Source organism: Brevibacterium gallinarum (assembly GCF_014836885.1).
GTDB lineage: Bacteria > Actinomycetota > Actinomycetes > Actinomycetales > Brevibacteriaceae > Brevibacterium > Brevibacterium gallinarum.
Map to the genome: position 1 here is coordinate 101,820 of NZ_JACSPY010000005.1, position 19,832 is coordinate 121,651.

Here is a 19,832-nt window from a genome sequence, read left to right on the forward strand (position 1 = left end):
CGCGACTGACGGCCGCAGCGCGCGGCGGCTGGCGGCGCGCGGCGGCTGGCGCGGCGGCTGTCTGTACCGCGGATCCGATCCTCGCGGCTGCAGTCATCTGCATGCAGTGCATTCGCACGCCTGCGGCGCCCGCACATGTCGCCGCTCTGTACGCCGGAACGCGCAGATGAACGGCCATCCCAGAACCATAAAAGAATTGCAATAGATCCATTAGCGCTGTGTTGATGCATAGGGGTAACGTCCGTCGAGATCGACAATCTTCGCCTGGAAAGGTGTCCTATGCGCTCGCTCCGCACTCCCGTACTTGCGGCTCTCGCCGCTGGTTCCCTTATCGCGCTGGCCGGCTGCGGTGGTTCCGACAGCTCCGCTGAGGGCAACAAGGACTTCACCGTTGTGACCTCCACCAATGTGTACGCCGACATCGTCAAGAACGTCGCCGGCGATGCAGCTGAGGTGACGCCGGTGATCGACGATCCGACGCAGGATCCCCACGACTACGAGGCCACCGCCCAGGACCAGCTCAAGCTGTCGAAGGCCGACATGGTCGTCGTCAACGGCGGCGGCTATGACGCCTTCATGACGACAATGCTCGAAGCCGCTGATCACAAGCCGACCGTTGTCGACACCGTGGCCATCTCGGGCCTGCCGGGCTCCGACGGTGTGGCCAACGAGCCGCACGACCACGACCACGGCGATGAAGACGGCCATGACCACGGCGAAGAGGGCCACGAAGGCCACGACCACGGCACCGAGGACACCCATGACCACGGCGAGGACGCCCATGACCACGGTGAAGAGGGCCATGACCACGGCACCGAGGACGCCCATGACCACGGTGAAGAGGGCCATGACCACGGCACCGAGGACGCCCACGACCACGATGAAGAGGGCCACGATCACGACCATGACCACGGCGCCTTCAATGAGCACGTCTGGTACTCCGTGCCGACGATGACGAAGCTCGTCGACGAAGTCTCCTCGAAGCTGAGCGACGAGCTGCCGGGCAGCGCCGACGACATCAAGAAGAACGCCGAGGACTACAAGGCCGAACTCGGCAAGCTGCAGTCCCAGCTCGACGAGGCGAAGTCCGAGCACGACGGTGAGAAGGCTGCGGCCACTGAGCCGATCGCTCTGTGGCTCTTCCATGACATGGGTATCGAGAACATCACCTCCCAGGACTTCCTCTCCGCCGTCGAACACGGCGACGATGTGCCGCCTCTGGTGCTGAAGGAGGCCAAGGAGCAGATCGCGAACAAGGAAGTCGTCGTCCTCGCCTACAATTCGCAGAACTCCGGCCCGCAGGCCGACGAACTGAAGAAGACCGCCGAAAGCGCCGGTGTGCCGGTCGTGAATCTGGCGGAGACCATGGACAATGACGAGAAGTACATCGACTGGATGGGCGGCTACATCAAGGACGTCCAGGAAGCGCTGGCAGGTCACGATCACTGATTCGGATTCACACAGCACCAACCCGGTCCTCGAGCTCAGCGACGCACAGCTGCGCTTCGGGGACCGGGTGCTGTGGCACAACCTCAACATCGACGTCGAGCCCGGCGAGTTCATCGCCATCCTCGGCCCCAACGGCTGCGGCAAGACCTCCCTGCTCAAGGTCCTCCTCGGGCAGTATCAGCTGTATTCCGGCACGGCCCGCGTCAACGGCCACCGCGCCCGTCGCGGCGATCCGGACATCGGCTACATCCCCCAGCAGCGCGGCATCGACGACGACACCCCGATGCGCGGCCGCGACCTCGTGCGCATGGGACTCGACGGCCACCGCTGGGGACCGGGCTGGTTCTCCCGCTCCCGCAGCCAGAAGGTCGAAGCGCTGCTCGAAGAGGTCGGCGCCCAGACCTACGCCGACTCCCCGGTCGGCATGCTCTCCGGCGGCGAACTGCAGCGCCTGCGCGTCGCCCAGGCCCTCGGCTCGGATCCGCACCTGCTGCTGTGCGACGAGCCGCTGCTGCACCTCGATATGACCCATCAGCGGCTCGTCGCCCGCCTGCTGCACGAGAAGCGCCAGACCCGCCAGACCGCGATCCTCTTCGTCACCCACGAGATCAACCCGATCCTGCCCTACGTCGACCGGGTCCTCTACATCGCCGGCGGACACTTCCTCGTCGGCACCCCAGACGAAGTCATCAACTCCACGGCGCTCAGCGAGCTCTACGGCTCACCGATCGACGTCGTGCGCGCCGGCGGGCGCATCGTCATCGTCGGTAGCGACTCCGACCATCACCCGATCCATCACCCCGAGCCTTCGGCCGGGGCGATCTGAGGAGCGCAGGCACCATGACTCACCTGGCAGCGAACATCCTCACCGAGTACTTCACGTTTGAGAACTACGGCGAGCTCATCGTGCTGCTGCAGAACTCCCTGTTCGCAGCCGCACTGCTCGGCGTGGTCGGCGGTCTCATCAGCGTCTTCGTCATGGCCCGTGACATTCCGTTCGCCGTCCACGGCGTCGCCGAACTCTCCTTCGCCGGCGCCGCCTTCGCGCTTCTTATCAGCTTCGACGTCGTCTACGGCTCGATCATCGGCTCCCTCGCCGCGGCCCTGCTCATCGGCATCGGCGGTGCACCCAGCAGTGAGAAGAACACGATCACCGGCGTCCTCATGCCCTTCGGCCTCGGCCTCGGCATCCTCTTCCTCGCCCTCTACGACGGCCGCGCGGCGAACAAGTTCGGACTGCTCACCGGTCAGATCGTGGCGATCAACCCGAGCCAGATCCGCACGCTCGTCATCTGCGCAGTCATCGTCCTCGTCGTCCTTCTCATCATCTGGCGCCCACTCACCTTCGCCAGCATCGACCCGGCCGTCGCCCGCGCCAAGGGCGTTCCGGTCACCGCGCTCACGATCATCTTCATGCTCGCCCTCGGGCTGGCCGTCGCGCTGTCCGTCCAGGTCGTCGGCGTGCTCCTCGTCCTCGCCCTGCTCGTCACCCCGGCGGCGGCCGCCACCCAGATCTCGGCCTCCCCGGTCCTCGTGCCGGTCCTGTCGATGCTGTTCGCCGTCATCTCGTCGGTGGGCGGCATCCTCATCGCGCTCGGCTCACCGGTCGTGCCGATCAGCCCCTTCGTCACGACCATCAGCTTCCTCATCTACCTCATCTGCCGGCTCATCGGCCACCGCCGCAAGTCCCGCCACACCCGCGCCCGGATCCGCCGCGAAGCCGATATCCACCGTCACCCCTCGCTGGTGAGCACCGCTCCCGAGGCGGGGGACGCCTCGGGGACGGACGCTCGCTGACCTGTCCCCGGTTGCCGCTAGGATGGGGCAGATGAATCGAACGCTCGCCACCACCCTCGCTGCAGCCGGGGCCGTGTCCGCGGCCGGGCTGGCCGGTGCCGTCTGGGCTGCCGGCATCGAACCGGCGCTGTTCCGCATCCGCCGCAGCACCGTGCCCGTGCTGCCGCCGGGTGCCGAGGATCTGCGCATCCTCCACATCTCCGACCTGCACCTGTGCGCGTGGCAGAAGAGGAAGATGGCATTCGTCTCCCAGCTGGCCGAGCTCGAGCCCGACCTCATCGTCAACACCGGTGACAACCTCGCCGCCCCGATGCTCGAACGGCTGCTGGAGGTCTACGATGAGCTCCTCGACGTTCCCGGGGTGTTCGTTCTCGGGTCGAACGACTTCTTCCCCCCGCAGCTGAAGAACCCGCTGCGCTATCTCGGCGCACCCTCGGAGGTGAAGCATTCGAAGAAGAATGCCACCCTGCCGACGATGGAGCTCGTCGACGCCTTCGCTGAGCGCGGCTGGGCCTTCCTCGACAACCGCGGCTCCGAGATCGAGCTGCGCGGCTCCCGCCTGGCTTTCGCCGGCACCGGAGATGCGCACATGAACCGCGACCGGATCGACGAGGAGTGGCCGCGCTTCGACGACCCCACCGCCGACGTGCGCATCGGCGTCACCCATGCCCCGTACCTGCGCGTGCTCGATGCCTTCGCCGCCGCCGAGGCGGACCTCGCCTTCGCCGGTCACACGCACGGCGGGCAGGTGTGCGTGCCCTTCTATGGGGCGCTGGTGACCAACTGCGACCTGCCGGCCCGGCATGCCAAGGGCACCTTCGACTACCACGGCATGACGGTCAATGTCTCGGCCGGGCTCGGGTTCTCGCCGTTCGCGCCAGTGCGCTTCGCGTGCCCGCCGGAGGTCTCCCTCATCACCCTGACCGCCCGCAGCTGAGGCAGTCTGGGCTTTCCGCGTCCGACCGTGCGGGCCAGGTGGGGCGTCGGCCGTCCCGCCTGGACTCCCGTGATTCCCAGCTTCATTGGGCGAATGCTGAGGGAATCGACTTGCGCTCTTCGTTAAAATGATCCGCATGGTGTCATCTGTCTCAGAATCCCCCAACAAGGTCGCGGCGCTGTTCCAGTTCATCGCCGTCAGCGTCATCGCCGGCGTTGTCGGTGCAGGACTGGCGATCCCCTCCGTCGGCGTTGCGTCGATGGGAGCCGATGCCGGCGTGGAGCTGTTCAGCGCGCTGCCGGCCGAACTCGACGAGCGCCCGCTCGCCGAGCAGTCCCGCATGCTCGCCTCCGATGGCTCGGAGATCGCGACCTTCTACTGGCAGAACCGCAAGGAGGTCGCTCTCGAGGATGTCTCCGAGCAGATGCAGCAGGCGACTGTGGCCGTCGAGGATGAGCGCTTCTTCGAACACGGCGGCGTCGACCTGCAGGGCATCGCCCGCGCAGTGGTCTACAACCTGCTCTCCGATGACACCCAGGGCGGTTCGACACTGACGCAGCAGTATGTCAAGAACGTGCTGAGCGAGAACGCCAACGCAGAGGACGAGAGCAACCGAGCAGCGATCGAAGAGGCCACCGAGAGCTCCGGTGCAGCCGGGTACGCCCGCAAGCTCCGCGAGGCGAAGCTGGCTGCTGCGGTGGAGAACAAGTACAGCAAGCACGAGATCCTCAACCGCTACCTCAACATCAACAACTACTCCGGCACCCCGCGCGTCTACGGCGTTGAGGCCGCGGCTCAGCGCTACTGGGGCATTTCGGCGAAGGACCTGAATATCCAGCAGGCCGCCACACTGGCCGGCATCGTGAAGAACCCGGCTGCCTACAATCCGCAGACCAAGCCGGAGAACGCCATCGAGCGCCGCAACACCGTGCTCGGGCTCATGCACAAGCAGGGCAAGATCACGCAGGAGGAGTACGACGAGGCGCGCAACTCCGACCTCGAGCTCGACATTCACGAGACTCCCAACGGATGCGCGGCTGCTGGGAACAAGGGCTACTTCTGCGATTACGTCCAGCGCGTCGTGGAGAACGACCCGATCTTCGGTGAGACGAAGGAGGAGCGCCGCAACCTGCTGCAGCGCGGCGGCCTGACGATCAAGACGACGCTTGACCCGAAGATGCAGAACGAAGCCGACAAGGCTGTGAAGAAGCGGGTTCCGGTCGGCGATCCCTCCGGTGCCGGTCACACCATCGTCTCCGTCGAGCCTGGTTCCGGCAAGGTGCTCTCGATGGCGCAGAACCGCAACTACACGGCGTCTGAGGGCAAGAAGGGCTCGGACACTCAGATCAACTTCAACGTCGACAACTCCCACAACGGCGCCAACGGCTTCCAGGTGGGTTCGACGTGGAAGCCGTTCGTGCTGACCGAATGGCTCAAGGAGGGCAAGACCCTCGGCTCGACGGTCAACGCGACCAAGCGCGAGTACGCCGCCGGGTCGTGGAAGTACCGTGGCTGCGACAACAACGGGGCGAAGTGGAACCCGAACAACGCCGGCGACGGTGGTGGCAACTCTGCGATGACCGCACTCGACGCCACCCGCAAGTCCGTCAACACCGGTTATGCGGCCATGGCCAACCAGCTCGACATGTGCGGGATCATGAAGACCGCCACCGACCTGGGCATCAAGTACGGCAACGGCTCGCCGCTGGACACGAAGCTCCAGGACGGCACGACCGACGCCCTCAAGCCCGCCTCGGTGCTGGGCATCGTGCAGGTCGCGCCGATCGACATGGCCAGCGCGTACGGAGTGTTCGCCTCCGGCGGCACCTACTGCCGCCCGACCCCCATCACCGAGATCACCGATTCCGAAGGTGAGAAGGTCGACGTGCCGAAGGCCGACTGCAAGAAGGTGCTCGATAAGAAGGTTGCCGATTCGGTTGCCTGGGCGCTTTCGCAGACGTTCAACGGCGGCACCACCTCCTCGCTGCGGATCGGCGCGCCGGCTGGTGCGAAGACCGGTACGACGAACTTCGAAGTCGGTTCGACCTGGCTCGTCGGCTTCACTCGGAAGATCTCGACTGCGGTGTGGACCGGTCATCCGGACAAGAACATGGACTGGCGCAAGAACAGCAAGGGCAAGGTCCGCGGCCGCATCTACGGTGCGACCATCTCCGGCAAGACCTGGCAGTCGTATATGAGCAAGGCCATCAAGGAGACGAAGGGCAACACCGGATTCTCCCGCCCGTCTGGCACCCAGCCCGAAGGCAGCACCAAGTCCGGTGGCAGCCGCAGCGGAAACAACGGCGGCGGTGGCGGCAGCAACAACGGCGGCAACGGCGGCGGCAACGGCGGCGGTGACAACGGCGGCGGTGGCGGCGGCAACAACGGCGGCGACGAGGGCGGCGATGACGAGCCGCCATCGCTCGGCGGCTGACGTCTGATGCTGACTGAGGCGGTGCAGGAACACATTTCCTGCACCGCCTCTCTGCTGTCCGGAATGAGCCGCGGTTCGCGGCGCACACGTCGCGGGGGCCCGCACGTCGCCAGGGATCCCACACGTCGCCAGGGAGCCCACACCTCGGAAGCGGTAGCCGCGTGTGAGGCGGCTGAACTAGGCTGAGGGCAGTCGAACAGAAAGGGCTCGCACATGCAGAAGTGGGAGTACGTCACCGTACCGCTCATCGTCCACGCAACGAAGCAGATCCTCGATCAGTGGGGCGAAGACGGGTATGAGCTCGTCCAGGTCATCCCCGGCCCCGACGGCAACGGTCTCGTGGCCTACCTCAAGCGCCCGAAGGCATAAGGAGACGACAGATGGCACGCATTGAACAGCAGCTGGAGAAGCTCGGAGTCGAACTTCCCGAGGTGGCGAAGCCTGCGGGTGTGTATGTCCCGGCCGTGCGGTCAGGTGACTACGTGTACACCTCCGGGCAGCTCCCGTTCGTCAACGGTGAGCTCACGGTGACCGGCAAGCTCGGCGGCGGGGTGAGCATCGAGGACGGCTATGAGGCGGCCAAGCTCGCTGCCGTCAACGGACTGGCCGCGGTCAAGGCCGTCATCGGCGATCTCGACGAGGTCGAGCAGATCGTCAAGCTCACCGGCTTCGTCAACTCGGCAGCCGACTTCGCCGACCACCCGAAGGTCATCAACGGTGCCTCGGAGTTCCTCGGTGAGGTCTTCGGCGCCCGCGGTGAGCACGCCCGCAGCGCCGTCGGTGTGGCCGCGCTGCCGATGGACACCCCGGTCGAGGTGGAGATGATTGTCAAGGTGCGGCCACCTGAGGCGAAGCCGGGTCTGTGACCGCCTGGCTTTCGGCGACTCCGACCGCCTGGCTTTCGAAGACTCCATGAGTCCCCACCGTCTGACACGGCATCGCCCGGCGCGAGAACTTCCGGTTTCGCAGCAGCTGTCCCAGCTGCTCAACCTGTTCGCGTCGGGCGAGACCGTACCCACCCCCTCGGTGCCGATCCCTGCCGCGGCTGTCGTCTGCGTGCGCGACACCCCTGGAGGCATCCAGGTGTTCGTCACACGACAGGCTGACGCGCCAGGACTGACCGACAAGAACCGGTGGGCGTTCCCTTCGGCGGAACTGCATCCCGAGGACATCCATCATGTGCCGCTGGCAGTCTGGGATGCGCACAAGTGCGCGCGGGTGCTGCGGATGGACAACACCACCAAGGCGCTCAACTACTTCGCTACTGCCGCACGTGCGGCACTGGAACTGCTCGGCGTGCTGCTGGCCGAGGATGTCGACGGGCGGATCATCTCGTCGACGGATACCCCGCTGTGGGAGGACAGCCGACACAAGCTGGTGACCGGCAGGGCGCGGCTCGGGCAGCTCGTCGCTGAGCGCGACCTCAAGATGCGCCTGGACCTGCTCTCACCGTGGATGCGCTGGGTGAACACGCCCTGGCAGCTGCGCCGCCACGACACGATCTTCTTCATCTGCGCTGTACCGCACGGGCAGACCGTCTCGTTCCGGTCGGTCAACGAATCGTGGGGTGGGTGGATGGCTCCGGCGAAGGTGCTGGAGAACGCCGACCCCGAGCACGCCGAGTACATCTCCGCTGCCACGCGGCTGGTGTGCGAGAGCCTCGCCCAGACGCCGACAGTCGGTTCAGCGATGGCGCGGGTGCGCGATGTCTCGCCGATCCTGCCGGAGATCGTCCGGCACGACGACCAGTGGTGGGTCTCGCTGCCCGATCGGGCTGATCCTTCGGAGCGCGGACGCATCCGGGACGTCGGCAAGGTCGTGACGGAATCCGATCTGGAGAAGAGCTCGGGACTGTTCGGCGCCGAGAGCTGACGCTGGTGGAGCCGAGGCATCGGCGCTGGTGCTGCGGTCGCGGCCCAGACCGGGCCGGTATGTCACTCGGGGAAGAGCGTGATCGGATCTGCCAGTTCGGCTTGGAACCGGGAGTGGAAGAGAGGTCGCTGCGCTCGGTCGAGGGTCTGCGGCGGTATCCAGGCGGGCAGGCCGTTGACCAGTACTGAGCGCCAGCCGTGACGTTCATGCCAGCCGTGGTGGAAGCGGCACAGCAGTGTCAGGTTGCTCAGATCCGTCGGCCCGCCGTGGCGGTGGGCGCGCATATGGTGGGCTTCGCACCAGCCGACCGGGATATCGCAGTCAGGGAAGCTGCAGCCGCGGTCGCGGGCCTTCAGCAACGTCATCTGAGTTGGGGTGGCGAAGCGGCCCTCCGTGCGCACCTGCACATCGCGGGTGCCCGGCCCGGTGGCTGAGTAGTAGAACTTGCCACCGGGGGAGAGCTGCAAGACGTCTTCGAGTCGCGTATGTCCGCCGGCGGCTTCAACCTCGCCTTCACCGCGTGCCAGCTGCTCAGCTGTAGCGGTGACGACGAGAGCGTAGGAACCAGCACCGGTCGGTTCGCACGCCCCGCGCGTGATGAGCACGGAGAACCGGTCGTGGCGCCGCGCGCCGTCGGGACGTCGATCGTCGAAGACCGGCGCGACTGCCGGGCTGCCGTCGCTGGTGGACGCGTTCGGGCGGCAGCCGGCGTCGTCCCAGGTGTTCGCGAACGGATCCAGGGCAGGAGGACCGAACGATGAGCCAGCCGCATCGAGGTGTCCAGCACCGGCCACGGTGGAGCCACCCTCATCAGGTGAACCGGGGGCGTCGTGTGAGTCTTCTGCTGCGGTGCGGGAGGCATCGACGATGTCGGCAGGACCCTGCTGGCGGTTGGTGAGCAGGGCGTTGAGAGTCAGACCGGTCGTCGAGTCGAGCAGTCCGCGCAGGATCCAATCGCCGTTGGCCTTCTGGTTGACGGTGACGAAGTAGTCATCGGGGTGGCCGGGTTCGGCCTCGAGCTTCCCATCAGGATCGAGGTAGCCGAGAATGCGCTTGCCGAGCACACGGAACTCCTCGACCCGCAGGCCCGGGGCGTTTTCAACCAGCACACGCTCGACAGCGGGTTCGTGCTCGGCGCGCACGCGAGGCGGCAGCGCATCGATCTGCTTGATGATCGCCTGGGCCTGGTCGACAGAGATGGTGCCGGCCTGCAGGCAGGCGGCGACCTCCGGCAGCTGGGCGGGGATCGGCTGGCCGGTGGTGCTGTGCTTCTCCGTCAGGCAGCGGGCCATCGAAACCCTGCGGCGGGCCTCGTGGGTGGTGATGCGCATCTTCTGCTTCAACAGCGCCGGCAGTTTGCGCACACCGTAGTGGCTGGGCTCCAGCTGCTCAGACATGAGGCGCGTGCTCTGTGCGGCGGCCGATTCGAGCTTCCGCCGGACAAGCTCAAGGCCCTTGCCGATGGCGATCGAGGCCGCACTGTCGAGAGCCGCATTCTGCTGGATGTTCGCTGCTGTCGCCTCCAGTGCCGTGACCGCGGCAAGCAGCTCAGGGCAGTGCGCAGTGAGCTGTGCGATGTCAGCAGCATCGAGGAACTCCGGATGGGCTTCGGCCGGGTGGGCGCCCTCAGCCGGAACGGACTCGGCGGTCAAGGCAGATCACCTCCTTTGGTGCATCTGCTTCCAATCTAGAGTGAGGCACGGACATCGCTGCCACAGATCCGCCCCGATTCGCCGCCTTCCAGTACACCGCATACAGGAAAAACGCTGTCGCTCCTGGTCAGCGCGCTGAGAAAAAAGTTCGGAGAATTTCCCCGACGTGGTGGCTGGGCCCAGAACCGCCTGCCGGAACCGGTGTCCGTGCGTGCCGATAGACTGTCGAGCACACGGGATCCCAGCGCTTTCGGGGTCGCCAGACAGTTCAGCCGGCAGAAATTGCACACGCGGCCGGCAGAAACCGCACGTTCAGTCGGCAGAAGCCGCACACGTTCCGGCAAGGGAGGCAACGATGCCCGCGCGCACGCTGCGGATCACCGCAGACAATCCTTCGGCGATGACGCTGGAGGGAACGAACACCTACCTGCTCACCAGCGCTGACGATGCCTCGGCCCTGCTCATCGACCCTGGTCCAGAGCTCGACGAGCACCGAGCGAACATCCTCGATGCGATCGCCGGACGGCGCCTGTCCGCCATCGTCTTCACCCACCGGCACGCCGATCACACGGAGATGTTCCACACGGTGGGCGAGTGGGCTCCGGACACCGCCTGTCATGCCGTGCTGCCAGAGTTCTGCCGTGGAGCGGACCCGCTCATGGACGGCCAGCAGCTGTCCTTCGGATCCGACCACGCAGATGCCGTGACGATCCTCGCCACCCCAGGGCACACCTCGGATTCGGTGAGTCTGCTCTTCGGCTCCTCGCTCTTCACCGGCGACACGGTGCTCGGGGAGGGCACGACCATGATCGCCCACCCGGAGGGCTCGCTGGGGGACTACATGGCCAGTCTCGCGCGGCTGCGCGGGCTCGTGAGCGATGGGGTGGTCGAGCGCATCGAACCGGCCCACGGGCCAGCACGCACGGATGCCGCTGCGGTGCTCGACTACTACATCAGCCACCGCCACGAACGCATCGAGCAGGTGCGCGGACTGCTGGAGGACGGCCACACCTCGGCAGAGGAGATCTGTGACGTCGTCTATGCTCAGGTGCCGGACTCGGTGCGCCCGGCGGCCCTGCAGATCGTACGGGCGCAGCTGGCCTATATCGACGAACTCGGCTCGGTCTCGTAACCGGAGGCCCAGCCGCGACCCAGCCGCGACCCACTCGCGGCCGAGCGGCAACCCAGCCACATGCCCTCACGGACGCCACACGCCCCACCGGCATCACACGCCCCCAAGGACAGCTGATCGCCCTCACAGACAGCAGAACGCCCGGACGTCATGTCCGGGCGTTCGCAGCTGTGTTGAGCAGCTCAGATCAGTGGGCGCGGTTGCTCAGGCGCTCCTGGTCGAGGATGACGACGGCGCGCGCCTCCAGGCGCAGCCAGCCGCGAGCGGCGAAGTCGGCCAGGGCCTTGTTGACGGTCTCACGCGAGGCGCCGACCAGCTGGGCGAGCTCTTCCTGCGTCAGGTCGTGGGCGACGAGCGTGCCGTCGGGACCCTGCTTGCCGAAGCGCTGGGCGAGGTCGAGCAGCGCCTTGGCCACGCGGCCGGGCACGTCGGAGAACACGAGGTCGCCGACGGTGTCATTGGTGCGGCGCAGGCGCTGAGCCAGGGCGCGCAGCAGGTTCATCGCAGCCTGCGGGCGCTCTTCGAGCCAGGTCATGAGGTCGTTGTGCTCCAGGCTCAGCAGCTCGGTCTGCGACACAGCGGTCACCGTCGTCGAGCGGGAACCCGGATCGAACAGCGTCAGCTCACCGATCATCTCACCAGGGCCGACGACCGACAGCAGGTTCTCGCGGCCGTCCGGAGATTCGCGGCCGACCTTGAGCTTGCCGGTGGAGACGATGTAGAGCTCGTTGCCGGAATCACCCTCGCGGAACAGCACGGTACCCCGTCGCAGGCTGCGCGGCTTCATGAATTTCAGCAGCGCACTCGTCGATTCATCATCAAGACCCGCAAACAGCGTGGCATTCCGGACTACTTCGATATCCACAGTTCCTCCTGAGGTCTTCCCTCAACATACGTTTGTCGCCGATGTGTCCCACCGCACACTCTACTTGATGCCGGTGCCGGCGTCATGCCTGTTACCGGCCCGTAGAGCATGTGCGATCCTAACAGGCGCCCGACTCGCGATCGTGAGTTTGGCCGCACTGCGGAACGGAGTTCTCCACGAGCTGAAATGCACCGTGCCCGAGGCGGTCCGCACCTCCGCTCCGGAGCCGGTGATCCCCCTGTGCCGGAGCCGGTGATCCCCCTGTGTCAGGGCCGGTGGACTCCCCGTGCCCGAGCCGGTGGGCTCCCCGGGCCCGAGGCGGTGGTGACCTGCGCGGGGCGGGCGACCCACGCCTCGGGCGCGGGGATCGATAAGGTGGGAGGCATGCTGAGTGTCGCGGAGAAGAGTGCGCGCCGATTCGCCAAGGAGACGCCGCTGGGGCGGACGCGGCGGGCGCGGAAGATCCACCGGATTCTGGCCGAGGTGTACCCGAACGCCCGCTGCGAGCTGGACTTCGAAACCCCGTTCCAGCTGCTCGTGGCGACGGTCCTGTCGGCGCAGACGACCGACATCAGGGTGAATTCGGTGACCCCGGGCCTGTTCGCGGCGTTCCCCGACGCCGAGGCGCTGGCGGCTGCGCGGATCGAGGACGTCGAGCAGCTCATCCGCTCCACCGGGTTCTACCGGTCGAAGGCGAAGAACATCGTGCGGCTCGCCGGCGAGCTCGTCGACCGGTTCGGCGGCGAGGTGCCGGCGAACCAGAAGGACCTCGTGAGCCTGCCGGGCACAGGAGTGAAGACGGCCAATGTGGTGCTCGGCAACGCCTTCGACATCCCCGGGCTGACCGTCGATACGCATCTGGGCCGGCTGGCTCGCCGAATGGGGTTCACCACCCATAAGGATCCGGCGAAGGTCGAAGCCGATGTCGTGGCGCTGTTTCCGAAGAAGGACCTGACGCTGCTGTCGCACCGGATGATCTTCCACGGCCGCCGGATCTGCCATTCGCGCCGCCCGGCCTGCGGAGCGTGTCCAATCGCCAAGCTGTGCCCGAGCTTCGGCATCGGCGAGCTCGACCCCGCCAAGGCGGAGAAGATGCTGCGCTTCGAGATGGCCCCGAAGGCCGAGTCCGAGCAGCCGCACGTCGCCTCTGACCCCGACGTCTATGCCGGCCCCGGGATCGCTGAACAACCCGCGGCCGGCGCCTCTGCCCCCGAGGAGCGGGCGTGAGCCTGTGGGTGCCGAGCCCCGGTGACCCGGTCAAGTCCGCGCTCGCGCGGCTGGCCGAATCCGGCGGCAACGAGGAGTGGATGCGGCGGGCGCACAAGAAGGACGATGCACCGGTGCGCGACGCCTCCGTGCTCATGCTCTTCGGCCGCGGGCAGGCCCCGCGCACACTCGCCGGCCGCCGCGAGCAGGACCGGCTCGAACGCCTCGGCGTCGCCGACGTCGACGTGCTGCTGCTGCAGCGCTCAGCGAAGCTGCGCCACCACCCCAACCAGGTCGCCTTTCCCGGCGGCGGGCGCGATCCCGAGGATGCCGACGAGATCGCAGCGGCGCTGCGCGAGGCGGAGGAGGAGACCGGCCTCGATCCCGACGGCGTCGAAGTCGTCGGCACACTCGACCCGCTCTACATTCCGGTCAGCTCCTTCGAAGTCACCCCGGTTCTGGCGTGGTGGCAGAACCCCTCGAACGTGTGGGTTGTCGACCACGGCGAGTCCTCCCGCGTCTACCGGGTGCCGGTGGCAGACCTCGTCGCCCCGGAGAACCGCGGCACCTTCACCGCACCGGACCGCTCGTATCGCACCCCAGCCTTCGACGTCGGCGTGCTGCGCGTGTGGGGCTTCACCGCAGCGCTGCTCGAGTTCGCCCTCGAGGAGATGGGCTGGGCACGCGACTGGGATCGCGCCGCCCAGATCGACATCGAGCTCTGACCTGCACCTCAGACACGACTGAAGCCTGCATCCGCACAGGATGCAGGCTTCACGTCACAGGCTCACACGGGCTCCCAGCGAGGGAGCCGGAACCGGCGCCTCGGGACCGGAACCGGCACCGCGGCACCGAACCTCCGCCTCGGGACCGGAACCGGCGCCTCGGGAGCGGAACTCAGACGCGGGGGCCCGAGGGGTTGGTCAGGGCGCGCTTGAACGCGTTGAGCGCCGACTTGCCGGAGTTGATCGCCGACTGCGGGGTCGGGTTGCCGTTCTTGAGGAACGGCACGGCGATGCCGACGAGGATGAGCGCGAGCACGAGCAGGATGCCGAAGACGATGAGGGCGCTGAGCCACCACGACAGCCCGACGGCCTCATGGAAGACGGCCACGAGCAGGAAGGTGATGACAAGCGAGCCGAGGAACAGCAGGAACAGTCCGGCGATCGCCAGGCCGGCACCGATGCCGAGCTTCTTGGCGCCCTCGGTGACCTCGGCCTTCGCCAGGGCCGACTCCTCCTGGACGAGTGCTTGGCCATCAGCTTGGATGTCTTTGATGAGCTGGGAGATCGACCGCTCGGACATGCTGGCTCCTTCATAGATGAGGAATGGGTAACGCTGCTTGTGCTCTAGCCTAATGCGTTCTGCCCGCCTGACAAACGCCAGGGCGCGCGGAAATCTGCGAAACCACCGGTCAGCGGCCCGCGCCGGAGTCCGCCAGCGCGGGCGTGCCGCCTCTCGGGCACCGGCTGGGATCCGCTGCTGCGGTCCCGGAGCCGTGCCCGAGGCGGCGGCTGGCCGGGCAAATCTCAGCCCTCGGCGACGCGGCTGGCGATGACGTCCATGACCGAGGCGTCGGCCAGGGTCGTCGTGTTGCCGATGCCGCGGTTCTCTGCGACGTCCTTGAGCAGGCGGCGCATGATCTTGCCGGAGCGGGTCTTGGGCAGCTCCTCGACGATGAACACCTGCTTGGGCTTGGCGATCGGGCCGATCTCGCGGCGCACGTGGTTCTGCAGCGCCGCGGCGGTGTCGTCGTCCTCGGTGGCCTTGCCGCGCAGCACGACGAAGGCGATGACGGCCTGGCCGGAGGTCTCGTCGGCGGCACCGACGACCGCGGACTCGGCGACGTCGGGGTGGGAGACGAGCGCAGACTCGATCTCAGCCGTCGACAGGCGGTGGCCGGAGACGTTCATGACGTCGTCGATGCGGCCGAGGAACCAGATGTCACCGTCGGCGTCGAAGCGCGCACCGTCACCGGCGAAGTACTGCCCTTCGACCTGAGACCAGTAGGTCTCCTTGAACCGCTCGGGGTCCTTGTAGATGCCGCGCAGCATCGCCGGCCACGGCTCGGTGATCGTGAGGAAGCCGGCGGCATCGGTCTCACACGGGTGGCCGGCATCGTCGACGACCTGGGCGCTGATGCCCGGCAGCGGACGCTGGGCCGAACCCGGCTTGAGGTCGACGGCACCCGGCAGCGGGACGATCATGTGCGCACCGGTCTCGGTCTGCCACCACGTGTCGACGATCGGGCAGCGCCCGCCGCCGATCACCTCGTGGTACCACAGCCACGCCTCGGGGTTGATCGGCTCGCCGACCGAGCCGAGCAGACGCAGCGAGGACAGGTCGAACTTCTGCGCGTGCTCGCGGCCCCACTTCATGCACGCCCGGATCGCGGTCGGGGCGGCGTAGAAGATCGAGACCTTGTACTTCTCGACGATCTCCCACCAGCGGCCGCGGTGCGGGCTGTCCGGCGTGCCCTCGTAGATCACCTGGGTGGCACCGGCGGCCAGCGGGCCGTAGGCGACGTAGGAATGGCCGGTGACCCAGCCGACGTCGGCAGTGCACCAGAAGACGTCCTGCTCCGGCTTGATGTCGAAGCTGGCGTACATCGAGTACAGCACCTGCGTCAGATAGCCGCCGGAGGTGTGGAGGATGCCCTTGGGCTTCCCGGTGGTGCCCGAGGTGTAGAGGATGTAGAGCGGATGCTCGGAGTCGAAGAACTCCGGCGTGTGCGCATCCGACTGCTGGTCCATCAGCTCTCGCCAGTACTGGTCGCGGCCGTCGGTCATCTCGATGTCGTTGCCGGCGCGCTCGACGACGACGACGTGCTTGACCGGAGTGTCGCCCTTGGCGAGCGCCTCGTCGACGGCCGGCTTGAGCGAGGACGGCTTGCCGCGCCGGTGGCCGCCGTCGGCGGTGATGACGACCTCCGCCTCGGCGTCCATGATCCGCGAGTGCAGCGCATCGGAGGAGAACCCGCCGAAGACGACCGAATGGGCGGCGCCGAGGCGGGCGCAGGCGAGCATCGCGATCGTCGCCTCGGGCACCATCGGCATGTAGATGGCGACCCGGTCACCGGACTTCACACCGAGGCTGGTGAGCATGTTCGCGGCCTTGCACACCTCGGCGGTGAGCTCGGCATAGGTGTAGGTGCGCGAGTCGCCGGGCTCGCCCTCGAAGTGGATGGCGACGCGGTCGCCGTTGCCGGCCTCGACGTGGCGGTCGAGGCAGTTGTAGGCGACGTTGAGGCGGCCGCCGACGAACCACTTGGCGAACGGCGGGTCAGACCAGTCGAGCGTTTCGGAGAAGTCGGTCTCCCAGTCGAGCAGCTCACGGGACTTCTCCGCCCAGAAGGCGAGCGGGTCGGCTGCGGCCTTATCGTACTCGTCTGCTGTGACGTTGGCGTTGCGCTTGAACTCCTCCGGGGGCGGGAAGGTCTGGTCTGCGGGCTGCTGGCTCTGGTCTGTCATGTCGTGTACCTCCGACATCGTTGGGGAGCTGGGACAAAGGCCTCTGTGGTGCACCTTACATCGAATCCTCTCACCGGTTAAGACTGTTCATCTCAGTCGGCCACAGTGTGGGAAACGGCCGCAGGCTGGCGTCGGCAAGGGGTGATGTCGGTAAGCTAGCCCTCGACATGCTTACGTCCAGCGAAGGACCGCGGGACGCCGGGAGGCCGAGCAGGCCGCCGGTGGGCCGCGGGACTGAGACCCGGCCGCCGCGCCAGGTCACAACGACTGAGGAGAACTTCCGATCATGAGCACTCCCTACCAGCCTGGCGGACAGCAGCCGGATCCGCATCAGCCGACGCCTGCCTATGGCAGCCAGCCCGGCGCTGGATACGGCGCCGGTTACGGCGGACAGGATCCCGCAGCCTACGGCAGCCAGAACCCGGGCGCCTACGGCAGCCAGGGCCAGACCTACGGCCAGCCGCAGGGCCAGGCACAGGGCCAGCAGCAGGGTCAGGCGCCGCAGTCCGCGCAGTGGGATCAGCAGCAGGCTGGCTACGGCAGCCAGATGCCGGCCGCCTACGGCAGCCAGCCCGGTGCCGGATACGGCCCTGGTGGCTACCCGCAGCAGAGCGCAGCCCCGCGCCGGCCCGGTGCCGGACTGCTCGGGCCGCTGACGCTGCGCGACATCCTGCTTCTCGTCGGTGCGCTCTTCGGGCTCATCTCGCTCATCACTCCGTTCTGGCGCGACATGTACGGTTTCGGCTACGGGCTCGAGAACACCTTCCTCATGACGAGCAGGTACGGCTGGCAGATCGTTCTCATGTGGCCGCTGCTGCTCATCATCGCCGGGGTCATCACGCTGCTGAATAAGACGGTGCGCGGCTTCCCGCAGCGCATCGGCTCGCTCAGCCCCGATCAGCTCATCTCGGTGCTCACCTCGGTGGCCTTCGCCACCTGCGCCATCGAGATCGCGCTGACGGTGTTCTCGATGTCTGCCTGGCACGTCGGCGCGTACTTCGCCTTCGTCGGCGCGCTCGTGTCCTTCTTCGCCGGTGTCTTCACGATGCTGCCGTTCTTCGCTGCCGAGTTCGCCCAGCGGCCCGACAGCCAGGCACACCCGAAGGCCCGCCCCGTTACGCGCGATGCCGCGTCGACTGCTCCGGGACTCAGCCAGCAGGCCCAGCCGCACGTTCCGCACGGTCAGTACGACCAGTACGGTGCTCAGTCTCAGATGGGTCAGCAGGCCGGTCAGGGCCAGTTCGGTCAGCAGGACGGCCAAGGCCAGTTCGGTCAGGGCCAGTACGGCCAGCAGGGCCAGTTCGGTCAGCAGGATCAGTTCGGGGCCCAGCCGGGCTACGCGGCTGCCGACCAGCAGCAGGCCGGTGCGATGTCCGCTGGCTACGCCGACCCGCAGGCCTACGGTTCGCAGCCGCAGGCTTACGGCTCCCAGCCGGTAGGCCACGACGGTCAGCCACAGGCCTACGGCTCTCAGCCGGCAGGGTATGACGCGCAGCAGCATGCCTACGGCTCTCAGCCGACAGCCGGTGAGGCCCCGGGCGCTGATTCCGGCAGCCAGGGCGCTGGTGCCATCGCCGGTGCCGTCGGGGCCGGCGCGGCCGGAGCCGCAGCCACCGGCATCGGCATGAATGCCAGTGACACCGACGCGCAGGCCGGTGACTTCGCCGCCGGTGAGGAGCCGCGTCAGCAGCAGGTCTCCGACGACGGCCAGGCCTACCTCGGCAGCCACAGCGCCGATGCTCCTGAGCACGCGCAGAGTGAGCCGACCCAGGCGTTCATGGCCGGCGGCCGCACCCACAGCGCAGACTTCAGCGATGCCGCAGTCGCAGAACCGGCAGCCGAGCACGGCTCCGACGAAGCAGCTGCACAGAGCCCGGCAGGCGCTGACCTCGACGATGCCGATCGCATCGTCGTCGCCGACACCGTCCGCGGTGCTCCCGCTGAGACCATCAGCGAGGAATCGGCCGCGTCCGTAAGCGAGGCACCGGCGGAGACCACGGATCCGACCGAAACCGAGCGCACCGCGGCAGATGCCGGTGGTGAGACCGCAGCGGCTGCCGAGTCAGTCGGCACTGCTGATCCGACCGAGACCGAGCGCACGGCGGCAGCTGAATCCGACAGCCAGCCGGTCGACGCCAGCGGCTTCGGCACCGCGACTGCCGACACCTCGGACGCGGGCGTCTCCGGCGTGGACGGCTCGGGCGTGGACACCTCCGTCGCGGATACAGCAGCTGAGGAACCGGCCGTCGCGGCGCCAGCTGCCGAAGATCAGGCTGTCGAAGCTCCGGTCGCCGACACCTCGGCGCCGGCTGCAGGCGAACCGGCAGCCGACCAGCCGGCCACCCGCCGGGAGGCGCGTGTGCGCGGCGAGCAGCAGGCCAGCGATGACCCGAACGAGCCAACCCAGTGGTTCCGGGCCTACGAGCGCGACACCTCGGGCGCGGCAGCGACCGGTTCGGGCAGCACCTCCGGCAGCACCGCCGCCAGCGATCTCGCCGACAGCGAGCAGACCGTTGCTGCAGGTGAGCCTGTAGTCACCGGCGATCCGTCGCTCGACCAGCCGACCCAGGCATGGAGCCCCGCGGTTGAGGCACAGGCGCCCGCCTCTGATGCGACACTCGACCAGCCGACCCAGGCGTGGAGCCCGGCAGCCGAATCGACGACCGACACCGGCGAATCGGCCCAGGCCGTGCCCTCGGGTCAGGCCCAGCCGTTCTGGTTCGCCGTCCCGGAGCCGCGCGAGGCGATCGACCCGAGCACCGGCCGGCCGCTGTTCACCGTCACCCCCGGTGAGTGGTTCCTGGCGCTGTCGGACAACGGCACCACCTTCACCGTCCGGGATGCCACCGGACAGGAGGGACTGCTGCGCAACCTGGAGGGCATCCAGCGCGGCTGACCCACCGCTGGCACCCTGAAGCACACTGCGCGCCCTGGCCTGCATCACCGATGCGGACCAGGGCGCGCAGTCGTGTGTGCAGGTCGACGGGCGGGAGGCGACGTGCGCGCAGAAGCTGTGGA

Annotated in this window: 16 protein-coding genes; 12 read left to right on the forward strand and 4 right to left on the reverse strand. The window is 67.5% G+C overall.

Annotated elements, in window-relative coordinates; all coding sequences use genetic code 11:
• The first annotated feature begins 279 nt into the window (after positions 1 to 279).
• The 8 genes from H9634_RS06915 (at position 280) to H9634_RS06950 (ending at position 8,489) form a co-directional block, all read left to right on the forward strand.
• The gene (locus tag H9634_RS06915) at positions 280 to 1,449 is read left to right on the forward strand and encodes a metal ABC transporter solute-binding protein, Zn/Mn family (protein ID WP_191725968.1); all 1,170 of its coding nucleotides are present in this window, start codon (positions 280 to 282) and stop codon (positions 1,447 to 1,449) included.
• 67 nt (positions 1,450 to 1,516) lie between these two features.
• The gene (locus tag H9634_RS06920; protein ID WP_318245027.1) at positions 1,517 to 2,275 is read left to right on the forward strand and encodes a metal ABC transporter ATP-binding protein; all 759 of its coding nucleotides are present in this window, start codon (positions 1,517 to 1,519) and stop codon (positions 2,273 to 2,275) included.
• Between the two features lie 14 nt (positions 2,276 to 2,289).
• On the forward strand, positions 2,290 to 3,246 hold the full coding sequence (locus H9634_RS06925) for a metal ABC transporter permease (RefSeq protein WP_191725970.1): 957 nt from the start codon (positions 2,290 to 2,292) through the stop codon (positions 3,244 to 3,246).
• A gap of 31 nt (positions 3,247 to 3,277) precedes the next feature.
• Positions 3,278 to 4,183: a metallophosphoesterase gene (locus H9634_RS06930; RefSeq protein ID WP_191725971.1), complete on the forward strand. Its 906-nt coding sequence runs from the start codon at positions 3,278 to 3,280 to the stop codon at positions 4,181 to 4,183.
• Between the two features lie 136 nt (positions 4,184 to 4,319).
• The gene (locus H9634_RS06935) at positions 4,320 to 6,617 is read left to right on the forward strand and encodes a transglycosylase domain-containing protein (RefSeq protein WP_191725972.1); all 2,298 of its coding nucleotides are present in this window, start codon (positions 4,320 to 4,322) and stop codon (positions 6,615 to 6,617) included.
• Between the two features lie 213 nt (positions 6,618 to 6,830).
• Positions 6,831 to 6,986, forward strand: coding sequence for a hypothetical protein (locus H9634_RS06940; RefSeq protein WP_165884527.1), 156 nt, complete (start codon positions 6,831 to 6,833; stop codon positions 6,984 to 6,986).
• A gap of 11 nt (positions 6,987 to 6,997) precedes the next feature.
• Positions 6,998 to 7,483 carry a RidA family protein gene (locus H9634_RS06945; RefSeq protein WP_191725973.1) on the forward strand — a complete coding sequence of 162 codons (486 nt, stop codon included), beginning with the start codon at positions 6,998 to 7,000 and terminating at the stop codon, positions 7,481 to 7,483.
• A 46-nt stretch (positions 7,484 to 7,529) separates the two neighbouring features.
• Positions 7,530 to 8,489, forward strand: a complete 960-nt coding sequence (locus H9634_RS06950; RefSeq protein ID WP_191725974.1) for an NUDIX hydrolase — start codon at positions 7,530 to 7,532, stop codon at positions 8,487 to 8,489.
• Between the two features lie 62 nt (positions 8,490 to 8,551).
• Here the strand turns inward: H9634_RS06950 and H9634_RS06955 are convergent, their stop codons facing one another.
• The gene (locus H9634_RS06955; RefSeq protein ID WP_191725975.1) at positions 8,552 to 10,141 is read right to left on the reverse strand and encodes an HNH endonuclease signature motif containing protein; all 1,590 of its coding nucleotides are present in this window, start codon (positions 10,139 to 10,141) and stop codon (positions 8,552 to 8,554) included.
• 355 nt (positions 10,142 to 10,496) lie between these two features.
• Here H9634_RS06955 and H9634_RS06960 point away from each other — a divergent pair, with 355 nt between their 5' ends.
• Positions 10,497 to 11,273 carry an MBL fold metallo-hydrolase gene (locus tag H9634_RS06960; protein ID WP_225210682.1) on the forward strand — a complete coding sequence of 259 codons (777 nt, stop codon included), beginning with the start codon at positions 10,497 to 10,499 and terminating at the stop codon, positions 11,271 to 11,273.
• A 187-nt stretch (positions 11,274 to 11,460) separates the two neighbouring features.
• Here H9634_RS06960 and H9634_RS06965 read toward each other — a convergent pair whose 3' ends face one another.
• Positions 11,461 to 12,138, reverse strand: coding sequence for a Crp/Fnr family transcriptional regulator (locus H9634_RS06965; RefSeq protein ID WP_175293179.1), 678 nt, complete (start codon positions 12,136 to 12,138; stop codon positions 11,461 to 11,463).
• Between the two features lie 384 nt (positions 12,139 to 12,522).
• On the opposite strand from H9634_RS06965, the gene nth reads away from it, so the two are divergent.
• Positions 12,523 to 13,365 carry an endonuclease III gene (gene nth / locus H9634_RS06970; protein ID WP_191725976.1) on the forward strand — a complete coding sequence of 281 codons (843 nt, stop codon included), beginning with the start codon at positions 12,523 to 12,525 and terminating at the stop codon, positions 13,363 to 13,365.
• A complete protein-coding gene (locus H9634_RS06975) occupies positions 13,362 to 14,069 on the forward strand; it encodes an NUDIX hydrolase (protein WP_318245028.1) in 708 nt (235 codons plus the stop codon). Before nth ends, H9634_RS06975 begins: the two co-directional genes overlap by 4 nt.
• A gap of 172 nt (positions 14,070 to 14,241) precedes the next feature.
• Here H9634_RS06975 and H9634_RS06980 read toward each other — a convergent pair whose 3' ends face one another.
• On the reverse strand, positions 14,242 to 14,649 hold the full coding sequence (locus tag H9634_RS06980) for a phage holin family protein (protein WP_191725977.1): 408 nt from the start codon (positions 14,647 to 14,649) through the stop codon (positions 14,242 to 14,244).
• A 224-nt stretch (positions 14,650 to 14,873) separates the two neighbouring features.
• Entirely contained in the window at positions 14,874 to 16,814 is a 1,941-nt protein-coding gene (acs, locus tag H9634_RS06985) for an acetate--CoA ligase (RefSeq protein WP_191725978.1), read from the reverse strand.
• A gap of 286 nt (positions 16,815 to 17,100) precedes the next feature.
• Here acs and H9634_RS06990 point away from each other — a divergent pair, with 286 nt between their 5' ends.
• Positions 17,101 to 19,710: a hypothetical protein gene (locus tag H9634_RS06990; RefSeq protein ID WP_191725979.1), complete on the forward strand. Its 2,610-nt coding sequence runs from the start codon at positions 17,101 to 17,103 to the stop codon at positions 19,708 to 19,710.
• The last annotated feature ends 122 nt before the right edge of the window (positions 19,711 to 19,832 follow it).